The sequence below is a fragment of the Parapedobacter deserti genome (assembly GCF_042646065.1).
GTDB lineage: Bacteria > Bacteroidota > Bacteroidia > Sphingobacteriales > Sphingobacteriaceae > Parapedobacter > Parapedobacter deserti.
The window spans coordinates 699339-712434 of sequence record NZ_JBHRTA010000038.1; the positions used below are offsets into that span (position 1 = coordinate 699339).

Below are 13096 nucleotides of genomic sequence, written 5' to 3' on the forward strand. Positions count from 1 at the left end.
ACATACAAATAGTACATACAATTTCAATCACTTTAAGCGTTAACTCTTTATGAAAAAACCAAAGAACATGAAGCATGTGTTATTATTGCTGGGTTTGGCGTGTATGCAAACCGGACAGCTTACCGCGCAGCAGCAAGCCAAGGCTGATTGGCAGCCGGTTGGCGACAAGATCAGGTCGTCGTGGGTTGAAAATATGGATCCGGCAAAGCCGCTTCCTGAGTATCCGCGGCCACACTTGGTGCGTGATGGCTGGCAAAACCTCAATGGCTTGTGGGAATACGCCATTGTGCCGGGCAAACTCGGAACTGCACCATCAGACTACGAAGGGCAAATACTTGTGCCCTATGCTGTGGAGTCGGCGCTTTCCGGCGTGGGTAGAACCGTCGGGAAGGATAGCTCATTATGGTATCGCAGGACAGTAGCCGTTGATAAGGCGATACGCAAGCAACGCTTATTGCTTCATTTCGGAGCTGTCGACTGGCAGTGCGAGGTCCATGTGAATGGCCAGAAGGCGGGATCTCACAAGGGCGGTTTCGACCCGTTTTCCATCGACATTACTCCTTACTTAGCCAAAGGCACCAACCAGGAGATTGTGGTGGGCGTGTGGGATCCCACCAACGAGGGCCCTCAGCCCAATGGCAAGCAGGTAGTAAATCCGCATGGCATCTGGTATACCCCCGTGACCGGCATCTGGCAGACGGTATGGCTGGAAGGCGTGCCTGAAACTTACCTTGCAGCCACAAAGCATACCCCGGACATCGATCAGCGGCGCCTGCTCGTACAGGCCTCAGTGGAAGCCGCCAAGGAAGGCGACCAATTGCGGGTTTCTGCGTGGAAAGGGCGGGAAAAAATCGCTGAAGAAACAGCGGCTGTCGGCACAAACGTATTGCTAACAATCGACGACGCTGAATTGTGGTCACCGTCGAATCCGTTTCTTTACGACCTCAAGGTTTCGGTGATGCGCAAGGGGAAAGTGGTCGACGAGGTGTCTTCGTATTTCGCAATGCGCAAGATCTCCATGGAGAAAGATGCCAAAGGCATACAACGAATGCTCCTCAACAATGAGTTTGTATTCCAATACGGCCCGCTGGATCAAGGGTGGTGGCCCGATGGCCTATATACAGCGCCTACAGACGAAGCCCTGCGCTTCGATGTGGAGAAAACGAAGGAAATGGGCTTCAACATGATCCGTAAACATATCAAAGTGGAACCCGCGCGGTGGTATTATCATTGCGACCAGCTGGGGCTGCTGGTGTGGCAGGATATGCCCAGTGGCGATCTTGGGGGCAATCATTGGGATATGCGGCCCGGCATCACTTCGGGGCGCAAGCATGACAAGGACCGAAGCGCCGAATCAGAAGCCATTTTCCGCAAGGAATGGAAAGCCATCATGGATGCGCTGCACAATTTTCCAAGCATCGTCGTATGGGTGCCTTTCAATGAGGCGTGGGGGCAATTCAAGACGAAAGAAATCACCGAGTGGACCGTCGACTACGATCCTTCGCGGTTAGTAAACAGCGCAAGCGGGGGCAACTTCTTTCCCACAGGGCACATCATGGATATCCACAACTATCCGGATGCTGTGATGCCACGGCCCGAACTGTTCGGCGATAAGCAGATACTGACGCTGGGCGAGTTCGGGGGGCTGGGACTACCGGTAGAGGGGCATACCTGGCAAAATAAAGACAATTGGGGATACCAGAGCTTTAAGAGTGTAGATGAGCTGAAACGCCGCTACCAAGGCTTAGTGAACGATTTGGCTCGGCTTATACCGCTGGGATTGTCGGCTGCCGTTTATACTCAAACCACTGATGTGGAAGTGGAAACCAATGGTCTGATGACTTATGACCGTAAGGTGGTAAAAATGCCAGAAGAAGAACTGAATGCGTGGCACCAGGCGCTCTACCAAACCAGCGTGGATTAACAAACATTATAAGGGGGTGTCAAGCCCCCTTATTTTGCGCCATGTATTCGCTTGGAGACATACCAAATTGCTTCTGGAAATTTCTGCCGAAATGGGTCTGCGAGCTGTACCCCACCATGTCCGATACCTCATAAATTTTGTAGTTGCCCACACTCAGCAATTGGGCTGCTTTTTTTAGACGCGCCACGTTGATCAGGTCATTAGGCGTCAGGTCTGATATTGCTTTAATTTTGCGGTACAGCGTAGGACGGCTCATATTCATCTTATCGGCGAGGTGCTCTACATCGAAACTCGTCTCTGCAAGGTGATCGTGGATCACCTCATTCAGCCTTTCGAGAAAGCGTTCGTCTGCTTTGGTGTGCGCCATGGTTTTGATATGGGCCAGCGGCGAACTCGCAAAATATGCACGGACTTTGTCCCGGTTTGACAAGAGGCTATTGATCTGTGCTTGCAGGTACGCTGGCGAAAAAGGCTTTTCAATATAGGCGTCCGCACCTTGCTCTAAGCCCCGTATTTTTGATTGGAGCGTGTTTTTAGCGGTCAGCAGAATCACGGGGATATGGCTATGCTCCACGTCCGACTTGATGAGCCTGCACAGCTCATAGCCGTCCATCTCGGGCATCATTACATCGCTGACGACAAGCTGTACTGGATGGCCGGCTAGCGCTTCGATGGCGCGGTGCCCATTTTCAGCAGTTAGCACGTCATAGTCGTCGCTGAGGTCATCTGCAATGAATTCCAGTAATTCCCGGTGGTCATCCACGACCAATATCGTCGGTCTTTCAGCTTTCGGAGATATCTGTTCCATTTTGAGTTCCGTTTTGTTGTTGTTCAAGGGGCAGGGTCAATATAAATACATTCATGCCGTTTTCCGGCGCGCCCAGCCTCAAGGTGCCGTTATGCAATTGCGCCAGTGAACGGGCCAGTGCAAGGCCCAGCCCTGTGCCCTGTTGGCTGCCCGTTGCCTTTAGCCTGACAAATGTTTCGAAGATCTTTTCCCGCATCTCAGCGGGGATGAGGTAGCCGTCGTTTTTAACAACCACCGTGAAAGTGGTGTCGGCCGGTGTCTGTTTCATTAGCGAGACATAGATGGTCCGTTCGGCATATTTGAGCCCGTTGGTCAACAGATTGCCGATGATCTGTGTCACCGCTTCTTTGTCGACGAACGCTACGCAAGGTTTAGCCGGCAGATCGAGTTTAAGGCCGATCTTTTTCTGTGACGCTACCAGCTTGAAACTTCGGCAGTTTTCCGCGAGCAGCTCATTGATGGAAACCGGAATAAAGTTCAATCGGTAGCCGGTTACTTCGGTTTTCCTGAAATCGAGCAACTGGTCGGTCAACTCCAGCAGCCGCTCGGTATTGCGTTCCATCGTTTGCAGGTGCCGTTTTACCGTTGGCAGCTCTTCTGCCTTTTTCATCACCTTTTCCAGCGGGGCTTTTATGAGTGTAAGCGGAGTCCGGATTTCATGAGTCACGTTCGTAAAGAAATCGATCTTCGCCCGGTATAGTTCCTCCTCCTTACGGTGCCTGATCAGTTCCAGCTTCCGTTTGTTTTTTTCCTTGACCCTGTGGTGGTAGCTTCTGATGCTATACCACGTCGCTATGAGGACCAGTAGGCCATACAGGAGGTATGCCGGGAGGCTAGCCCAAACGGGGGGAAGTACGGTGATGCGAAGGTTCGTCTCTTTTCCTTTAAAACCGCCCCAGCTGTTCGCCACATTTACCCTGAATACATAATCCCCGGGTGGCAGCTTGGTAAAGTAGGCTTTTCGATTGGCGCGGATGTGCGTCCATTCCTTATCAAGCCCTTCCATCTTATAAGCATATTCCGTCATGCGGGGCGAAACGAAACTCAACGCGGCAAAGTCGATGCTGAAAGACGACTGGTTGTGTTTGAGTTCTATATGGTCGGTGAATGTGATGGATTGCCGCAGGGGCGATGCCTTTTTATTGATTTCCAGTTCGCGGTTATACACCTGTATGCCCGTAATATATACCGGCGGCTGGAAACTACTTTCCCGGTAGTTGGCCGGATTGAATCGCACCAGCCCTTTTACGCTGCCGAAATACAGTGTGCCGTCGGGTGCCTGGTATGCCGAATTGTAATTGAACTGGTCGCTCAATAGTCCATTGGCTTGGGTAAACACCTTGATTTCTTCCGTTGCTATGTCAAAGCGTACAAGCCCTTTGGAAGTAGTTACCCAAAGTTTGTTATCGGCGTCTTCGAGCATGGCCAATATCAGATTGCTTGGCATTCCCTGTGCTGTGCCAAACCGCCTGAAGGTGTCGTTGACGGGATTCAGGCGGCATAGCCCGCCTTCGGTGGCTACCCAGATGGTTCTACTGCTGTCTTCGAATATCCGGTTCACGCGATTACTGCCGATACTGCTCGGTTCATCGGCACGATGGACAAACAGCCCCTTTTCACCCGTCTTTGGGTTGAAATAATACAGCCCGTCACGCCAGGTGCCTGCCCATATCGTCCCTTGGCTGTCCTCAAACAGCGTGGTATAAAAGATGTGACCCGGAAAACCGGTAGCAAGACGGAAGCCGTTACCTGCCCCTGCGTATTCGTACAGCCCTTGGCCTGTTGCCAGTAATATTGCTCCTCGGCTGGTCCGGTAGATATTGAATATGAAGTTATTTTTTAATGCGCCTTTTTTGCCTTCCGCATTGAAATGGCGGATGACTTTTCCGGTGTTGATGTCCAGAAGGTCCAGCCCATGTTCAAATGTTCCTACCCAGAGTGTGTCACCCGTGATGAGCAGGCCATGGATATTTGAATAGGCAAGACTGCCTTGATGCCCAGTGGGGTGGTAGCTGATTATCCGACCGTTAGCAATATCCATTTTATTCAATCCGGCATCTTCCGTGCCGATCCATAAATGGCCCCGTCCGTCAGCACATATTTCCCTCACGGCGTTGCCTGAAATGGTGTTCGTACCATCACCCAGCGGAAAAAATTTTTCGAAAAACGTATTATTTAGTGCATAATGATTCAGCCCGCCGAAATATGTGCCTGCCCAGATATTATGTTCGCTGTCTTTGCACAGCGTATAAACTGCATTATCCGACAATGCCCAGGGGTTGCCACGTTGCTTTCGGAGGTTGGTGTACTGCCCCGAGCTATATTGATAAATGAAAATACCCGATTCGGTGGCGATCCAGTATTCGTCGTCTCTGTTTTCGATAATATCCCTCACGAAGATGTCCGATCCATATTCGTCCTGGGTCACCAAATCCCGGTATGTCGCCGTTACCGTATCGAAAGCTTTCAGTCCCTGTTTGGTGGTACCCACCAGTAGGAAGCCGTTATTGCTGCAATGTATCTTTTCCACCCATTGCGAAACCACCGGCGGCGATCGGTCAAACAACGAATGCCTGCTCTGTATGCCATCAATTGGATGGTAATGAATCAGCTCGCCGTGAATGGTGCCTAACCAGACCTCTCCGGTTGCCATTATGCCAAAAGATGTTACAGGTGACTGCAAATCGGAAACCTGTGTTAATCGGTCTGTCGCCGCAGCATACCGATAAAGCATGAGGTTGTCGATAAACCAGATATTGCCAGCACGATCACACTGAATGTCAAGTATTTCATTGGTAATGGACGGATGGAACAGCGAAAAGGTTTCCGATTTCGGATCGAAGAGGTAGATGCCCTGGTCGGTGCCCACCCAAATATGGCCGGTATCGTCGGCAAGCAGTGCCCTGACGAAGTTACTCCCCAATCCGTTGAGGTTGTCCGGATCGCTATGAAATACCTTAAATGAATAACCATCGAAGCGGTTAAGGCCATCCTTGGTGCCAAACCACATAAAGCCCATCTCATCCTGCACACTGCATAACACAGCGTTGTTTGATAGCCCTTGCTCTACCTGGTAGTGCGAGAAGTAAAAAGGCTGGGCAAAAGCAGAGCTTACGGATGCGCACGCACACAAAAGATATTTCAAGACATACGACTTCATCTGCAACAAGGCCCCTGCGGTTATTATCCAAATATAGCGGTAAAATCCGCAAATTTGCAGTATTTGTTTTATATTCGGTCAACCAACCTAATCCAGTTTGCTTATTGCGGCATCACCTGTTATTCAAGCGGAGCGGTTCAACACTGCTAACTACCGCAATCCATTGAGACAAAATAGCTAAAAATTGAAACAAATTGGTGCCGTGCGCTGCGGTTGTAATGCCGTTATTTGTGATGAGGGAGGCCAAGCGCCTATTTGATAACCAATAGATGAGACCAATTACTATGCGTATTTTCAGCAATTTTATTTTTATTTCGTTATTACACATTGTTTTATTAACCAGCTGCGACAATAGCCGTGGAGACACCACCACCGTTTCAGAAAGAACAGTCTGGACGGCCGAAGAGGCTAATGCGTGGCAAGCTGAGCAGGGATGGCTGGTGGGGCCTAACTATAACCCGGCCACAGCTATCAATCAGCTCGAAATGTGGCAGGAAGACACATTTGATCCCGAGACAATCGACAAAGAGCTGGGCTGGGCGGCGGACCTGGGCATGAATACGGCCCGCGTTTACCTCCATGACCTGCCGTATGAGCAGGATTCGGCGGGCTTCATCGCCCGAATAGATCAGTTCCTCGATCTGGCCGACAAGCATGGTATTCGGCCGTTGCTCGTTTTCTTCGACTCCTGCTGGGACCCCTTCCCGGTGGCGGGCAAACAGCGCGAGCCCAAACCGCACGTACACAATTCCGGATGGGTACAGAGCCCAGGGCAGCATGCGCTCAAAGACAGCACACAGTATCCGCGGCTGGAGCGATACGTAAAAGGGGTAGTCAGCCATTTTGCGGATGACGAACGGATTTTGGGATGGGATGTGTGGAACGAACCTGACAACATGACGGGGCCGTCTTATGAAGCCGTCGAAATAAAAGATAAGGTTGCCTATGTATTGCCCCTGCTGGAGCAGTCGTTTGAATGGGCACGGTCGGCCAATCCGTCCCAGCCGCTGACCTCCGGCATCTGGGTGGGCGACTGGTCTACGCATGAAGGACTGAAGCCTATTGAGAAACTGCAGATCGAGCAGTCGGATATCATCAGTTTCCACAACTACGACACACCAGAAGATTTTGAAAAGCGTATTCAGCAACTCCAACGGTATGGCAAGCCGCTATGGTGTACCGAATACATGGCGCGTCCCAATGGCAGCACCTTTGAAGGATTCCTTCCGATTGCCAAAAAATACAACGTGGCGATGTTCAACTGGGGGTTCGTTGATGGCAAGACGCAAACCATTTATCCCTGGGACAGCTGGACAAAGACCTATACGGCTGAGCCACCATTGTGGTTCCATGATATCTTCCGGGGCGATGGCACACCTTACAAGCAAGAAGAGGTGGAGCTGATCAAGTCCCTTACAAAGGCAGAGTAACCAGTAAATAAAGAATAGGCTAAATTATTAACGCTATGATACACCGTATTTTCGAAACAACAGAAAGTGCCTGTATCCGTCGACTCCGCATTTGCGGCGCATGGTGTGTACTCATGATGGTTCTTCATGTAAACGCATTTGCCCAGCAAGTACTAAGCGGACGGGTGCTAGATGAAAACGGGCAGCCGCTGCCCAATGCGACCATCACCGTCAAAGGCACACAGCAAGGGACCGTCTCTGATGACGATGGAAGGTTTCGACTGGAAGTCAAGGACGGCTTTGCTGTGCTGGTCATCACTTACCAAGGTTATTTGCCTTTGGAACAAGTGGTCGGCAATGAGCCAGACCAGACCTTCAGGCTCCAAGTGGATGAGGCGCAGGCCATGCTGGATGAGGTGGTGGTCATCGGTTATGGCACCGTTGCCAAAAAAGACCTCACCGGAGCGGTGTCTGTCATTGATCCGGTAGAGATGAACAAGACGGGAGCCAGTACGATCGGCCAATCTATCCAAGGGCTGGCGACCGGGGTGAGTGTACGAAATACCGGCAACGCGGGAGCGGATGCGAACATCGTCATACGCGGTGTGGGTAACCTGACTAATAATGATCCGCTGTGGGTAATCGATGGAATGATCACCACCGGCGGGGCCGATTTCAACCCGAACGACGTGGAGTCTATCCAGGTATTGAAGGATGCATCGGCAGCGGCCATCTACGGATCGCGTGCGGCCAACGGGGTGATCATCGTTACCACAAAGAGCGGCGGCAAGGGGCCGATGAAGGTAGACGTATCAGTCAGGGAATCGTTTGACTGGTCGCCGAAATATGATCTGATGAATGCCGAGGAATACAAGAAGTACAACGATATGGCCTATCAGGAAGGGATCAATGACGGTGTTTGGAATGGAGGGTTGCAGAACCACGCGGACTTCGATACAGACTGGCAAAAGGAAACCATGCAAACGGCATTGGTTCAGGATTATAATGTTTCCTTATCGGGTGGCGGCGAATCGGGCAACTATTTCGTCTCAGGAGGCTATTACAACAACGAAGGTATGATGTACGGCAACTCGTTTGACCGGTATACGTTTCGTGTCAATACCAGCGGAAAGCGGGGTATTTTTTCATTCGGTGAAACCTTTAATTTTGCCCAGACCAATCGGGACCCCCTGCAGACATCGCCTTATGTTGATGTAATCCGCATGCTCCCCACCATTCCCGTCCGGGAACCTAACAACCCTGGCGGCTATGGCTACGGCAACGAGGCCAATGCCCGTACTTTCGGTACCAACCCCATCGCCCGGGAAGACTTGGAAGCGACCAATACTCAGATTTACCGGCTGAGGGGCACTTTATGGGCTGAGGCACGGATCACCGATTTCCTGACCTATAGGATTAATGGTGGTATTGATTACATTTTTGACGACTACCGCTACTTCCGCGGCGAGGGCAACTGGTCGATGAACCAGGAATTCAGGGATCCGACGGGTAGCAAAAACCGGATCAAAGAAACCAATGAACTCATTGAAAATACACTGAACCTCAACAAAGATTTCGGAAAGCATCACGTCGATGCGGTTGCGGGGCTGACGTACCAGCACTTTTACTGGGAAGATGTCGGCGCGCAGCGTCTCCGTTTTCCGCTGTTGGGCGGGGATTATCTGACGGTATTGAGTGCGGGGCAAGCTAACCAGACCAACTGGAATACGATTGGGGAATATGCGCTCATCTCTTACCTCGGAAGGGCTAATTATGTGTACGATGACAAATATTACCTGACGCTGACCTACCGGCGCGACGGCGATTCCAAGCTGTCGGAACAACACCGGTGGGCCGATTACTATTCCGTGTCCGGCGCTTGGCGCATCAGCAATGAACCTTTTTTCCAGGCGTCATGGATCAACGACCTGAAGCTACGGGCAAACTACGGGCAGCTCGGTAATGCAGCAATCAGCCAGGGAAGTAGCGGCCACTGGGCTTACATGAACACGATCAATTCCAACATCGTTACGGTGTTTGGCATAGACCAGCGGCTGGTCAACGGTGCTACCCAAGTGGCCATTCGGAACGAAGACCTTCGGTGGGAACGGACCGAGCAGGTGAATATCGGAGCGGACGCAACGTTTTTATCCAATAGGCTGAGCGCCACTGCTGAATACTACCGCTCAACCACCTCCGATGTGCTCACCGCCATGCAGATATCAATGACCACCGGGCATAGCGGCGATAACCCGCTGGCAAATGCGGCCAGTTTGCGCAACAGCGGCTTTGAGCTGTCTGCCAACTGGCGGGACCGCGCGGGGGATTTCAACTATTCGGTGGGAGCTAACGTGACCACCCTGAGTAATAAAATACTGGCACTTGGCTACGGCAACCAGGTGTTCTATACCGGGCAGACCCGCAGCGAGGTCGGCCGGTCCCTCGGTGAGTTCTTCCTGCTGAAAACGGACGGATTGTTCCGTACACAGGAAGACATCGACAACTATGTGAACTCTCAGGGGCGGCCTATTACGATAGAAGGAAAGCGCCCGCAACTAGGAGACCTGAGGTATGTAGACACCGACGACAACGGGGTGATCACCACCAACGACCGGCAGATCGTAGGCGACCCGTGGCCGGATTTCCAACTCGGGCTGACCGCCAGCGTTGCATGGAAAAATCTGGATTTTTCCATGCAGTGGTACGGACAGTTCGGCAACGACGTTATCAATGGGGCGCTGCGTCAGGGAAGGCTTTTCTCCGACAATTCCAATTACATCCGGTTTAGGCCGGGCAATGAGCCTTATCAGGAAAACCCCAACAGCAATTTTCCACGGGTTATTTACGGCGACCTCCGGAATACGCGGGGCGATACCGACCTGTGGCTGGAAGATGGTTCATTCTTCCGCATGCGGAATGTGCAGCTCGGCTATACATTTCCACAAAGCTGGTTGACTAAGGCCGGGCTGAATACCCTCCGCGCCTACGTCAGCGGCAATAACTTAATTACGCTGACCAACTATACCGGGTTGGATCCTGACTTTATCAATACAAGTGTGTGGGACCGGGGTACGGATAACATGGCCTTTCCAAACGCCCGGACCATTATGCTGGGGCTACAGGTTAATTTTTAAGTGATGGAATCTTTAAACATGCAGACGAAATGAAGACGTATCAATTGATAGCACTGGGTGCGGTGATTAGCCTGTTTGCAGGAGCCTGCAACAAAAACCTATTGGACATCGATAACCCCAACGAAGCGCCTATACATACGTTTTGGCAAACCGAGTCAGATGCGCAGATGGGTGTTAATGCGGCTTATAGCAGCTTGTACAAAGAGGGTACATGGATGCGCTGGCTGTCGTTCCGCTATGACCTGTCGTCCGATGAGGGCTGGAGCTCCAGCCCTTGGAACGAATTGGGCGACTGGACCCGGTTTAATTATGTGAACTACAATTTCTTTGAAGGCAATAATGTACACTGGTCCCACTTTTATACCGGCATCTTCCGTGCCAACCAAGTCCTGACTTATGTTCCGGATATCGAGTTCGCAAATCAGGAAGCAAAAGACCATGTGTTGGGCCAGGCGGCTTTCCTGCGGGCATTGTGGTATTTCCAGATCGCAACGCTTTGGGAAAAGGGGGCGCTCGTATTGGAGCCCAAAGGGCCGGACTATGTGCCCGAAGAGGTGCCGGAAGAAGCGATCTGGGCGCAGGTGGAGGCGGACCTCAAGGACGCCATAGCCAAGCTGCCGGACGCCTGGGATAATAATAATGTAGGACGCGCCACCATAGGCGCTGCCAGGGCGCTGCTGGCGAAAGCCTATATGCAACAGCACCGGTATGGCGATGCCAAAACGGAACTGCAATGGCTGATCGACAGAGAGGGGTCAATGTACGGACTCGTAGACAATTACCTGGATAACTTCACGCACTTGCGTGAAAACAATATCGAGAGCGTGTTTGAGATCCAGTTTGACGACGAAAATAAAGGCGGTACCGGCGACGATATTGCCATGGCCACGGGCTTGCAACGCACGCAATTTTATGCACCCGGCGGCATCGGCTGGCAGGACGGAAAGGCCCGTGCTTGGCTGGTGGCAGAGTATAAGAAAGAACAGAACCTCGAGGGCGCCAACGACATCCGTTTGTACCACAACCTGTATTACAGGGATAGCCCAGCGGACTTCCCCGATGAGGATCCGTTGGTGTATGGCCGGCAGTGGAACAACGCCGATTGGGGTAATGACCTGTTTATCCGGAAATATTCAACGGGGTATTACCGCAATTTTGAAGACTATTTTGCGCCCAACAACTACCGCATCATCCGTTATGCGGACGTGTTGCTGATGTATGCGGAATGCATATTGGAAACAGGCGGATCTCCAACCGAAGCAGCTGTGCATATCAACAAAGTGAGGCAACGTCCATCGGTCAATTTGCCGGCTTTGGAGAGCAGTGTGCATGCCACCGCGTTGTCCTCCGGCGAAAGCCTCCTCAAGCACTTGCAGATGGAACGTGCGCTGGAGCTTTGTTTTGAAGGTTGGCGCTGGGCCGACCTCAAACGTTGGGGGCTACTGGACAACCAGGCGGGTATCGATGAGTTGAAATCGCGGGATCCCGATTTCAATAACTTCATTATCGGCAAACACCGCCGCCTGCCGATCCCGCAGATCGAAGTGGACAACAGCGGCGGAAAACTGACGCAAAATCCAGATTATTAAGCCATGCGTTACATGATTAAAACAAAGGCTGGAGCGGTAATGCTGTTGCTGGTGTCCGTCTGGATAGCCGGCATAGGGCAACAGCCAAACCCTCCGGGGCAGGTAGAACGTGCCGAAGATGCGGTCAACCAAGCGTACTTATTTGCGCATATGTTGCACGAGGATTATGGTAGACTGTATTACTCGGTCAGTACGGATGGTTTGCATTGGCACGCGTTGAACGGGAAGAAGCGGGTATCCGAAGCCTATAGAGGACATCCAGATATTTGTAAGGGCCATGACGGAAGGTATTACCTCGCGGGTAATACCAAAGACGCATCACCGGATATCGACATCTGGGTTTCGGCAGACCTGATCAGCTGGGAGAAATACCATACGTATACTCCTGATCTACAGCGCACCCCAGACTATGCAGATGCGCTGCAACGGATCGGTGCGCCCAAGTTGTTTTTTGATGAGGCATCCGAACAATACATCCTTACCTGGCATACGCCGCATAAGGAGGGCACCAAGGAAGATCCGGAGCGCTATTGGGCAAGCCAACGAACACTGTATGTGCTTTCAAAGGACCTGAAATCGTTTTCGGACCACCCGACCAAACTATTTGATTGGAACATAGGTACGATCGATGTGTTCATCCGTCGGGTCGGCGATCAATATTTTGCGGTCATCAAAGACGAGGCCTACCCCACGCTGTATTGGACTACCGGTAAGACTATCCGTATTTCACGGGCGCCTGCCCTCACAGGCCCTTACTCCGAGCCGTCAGCTCCCGTGAGTCCCAATTTCCGGGAGGCGCCAATGCTGATCCCGTCACCCGACGATCGGGCGTGGTACCTGTATTATGAACAATATCCTGGCGTGTCGTATGGTTTGTCCATCGCCGACAACCTGAATGGCCCATGGTACCAGGCGTCAGGGTATACCTTTCACGCAGACTGGGATAAATACAGTTTGCCGGCGTCTGTGCGCCATGGGTGCATGATCACGATATCGAGAAGCGAATACGATGCATTGGTGAACCGGTTTGGCATTGATGACGAATAAATATGATTACCAACGAACAAGTATG

Annotated in this window: 7 protein-coding genes; 5 read left to right on the forward strand and 2 right to left on the reverse strand. The window is 51.7% G+C overall.

What is annotated here, in order from left to right:
• Positions 1-49: 49 nt before the first annotated feature.
• The gene (locus ACFOET_RS15615) at positions 50-1924 is read left to right on the forward strand and encodes a glycoside hydrolase family 2 protein (RefSeq protein WP_379024327.1); all 1875 of its coding nucleotides are present in this window, start codon (positions 50-52) and stop codon (positions 1922-1924) included.
• Between the two features lie 19 nt (positions 1925-1943).
• Here ACFOET_RS15615 and ACFOET_RS15620 read toward each other — a convergent pair whose 3' ends face one another.
• Positions 1944-2732, reverse strand: coding sequence for a response regulator transcription factor (locus ACFOET_RS15620; protein WP_379024329.1), 789 nt, complete (start codon positions 2730-2732; stop codon positions 1944-1946).
• A complete protein-coding gene (locus ACFOET_RS15625) occupies positions 2707-5892 on the reverse strand; it encodes a ligand-binding sensor domain-containing protein (RefSeq protein WP_379024331.1) in 3186 nt (1061 codons plus the stop codon). Before ACFOET_RS15625 ends, ACFOET_RS15620 begins: the two co-directional genes overlap by 26 nt.
• 269 nt (positions 5893-6161) lie before the next feature.
• On the opposite strand from ACFOET_RS15625, the gene ACFOET_RS15630 reads away from it, so the two are divergent.
• The 4 genes from ACFOET_RS15630 to ACFOET_RS15645 are packed head-to-tail and all read left to right on the forward strand — an operon-like array spanning position 6162 to position 13071.
• The gene (locus tag ACFOET_RS15630; protein WP_379024333.1) at positions 6162-7322 is read left to right on the forward strand and encodes an endo-1,4-beta-xylanase; all 1161 of its coding nucleotides are present in this window, start codon (positions 6162-6164) and stop codon (positions 7320-7322) included.
• Between the two features lie 35 nt (positions 7323-7357).
• Entirely contained in the window at positions 7358-10435 is a 3078-nt protein-coding gene (locus tag ACFOET_RS15635) for a SusC/RagA family TonB-linked outer membrane protein (RefSeq protein WP_379024335.1), read from the forward strand.
• Between the two features lie 29 nt (positions 10436-10464).
• Positions 10465-12024: a RagB/SusD family nutrient uptake outer membrane protein gene (locus tag ACFOET_RS15640; RefSeq protein ID WP_379024337.1), complete on the forward strand. Its 1560-nt coding sequence runs from the start codon at positions 10465-10467 to the stop codon at positions 12022-12024.
• Positions 12025-12036: 12 nt separating this feature from the next.
• Positions 12037-13071, forward strand: coding sequence for a glycoside hydrolase family protein (locus ACFOET_RS15645; RefSeq protein WP_379024339.1), 1035 nt, complete (start codon positions 12037-12039; stop codon positions 13069-13071).
• Positions 13072-13096 lie beyond the last annotated feature (25 nt).

Coding starts and splice junctions, on each gene's coding strand:
- ACFOET_RS15620 (WP_379024329.1), bottom strand. CDS start 2,732: ATGGAACAGATATCTCCGAAAGCTGAAAGACCGACGATATTGGTCGTG.
- ACFOET_RS15625 (WP_379024331.1), bottom strand. CDS start 5,892: ATGAAGTCGTATGTCTTGAAATATCTTTTGTGTGCGTGCGCATCCGTA.
- ACFOET_RS15640 (WP_379024337.1), top strand. CDS start 10,465: ATGAAGACGTATCAATTGATAGCACTGGGTGCGGTGATTAGCCTGTTT.
- ACFOET_RS15615 (WP_379024327.1), top strand. CDS start 50: ATGAAAAAACCAAAGAACATGAAGCATGTGTTATTATTGCTGGGTTTG.
- ACFOET_RS15645 (WP_379024339.1), top strand. CDS start 12,037: ATGATTAAAACAAAGGCTGGAGCGGTAATGCTGTTGCTGGTGTCCGTC.
- ACFOET_RS15630 (WP_379024333.1), top strand. CDS start 6,162: ATGAGACCAATTACTATGCGTATTTTCAGCAATTTTATTTTTATTTCG.
- ACFOET_RS15635 (WP_379024335.1), top strand. CDS start 7,358: ATGATACACCGTATTTTCGAAACAACAGAAAGTGCCTGTATCCGTCGA.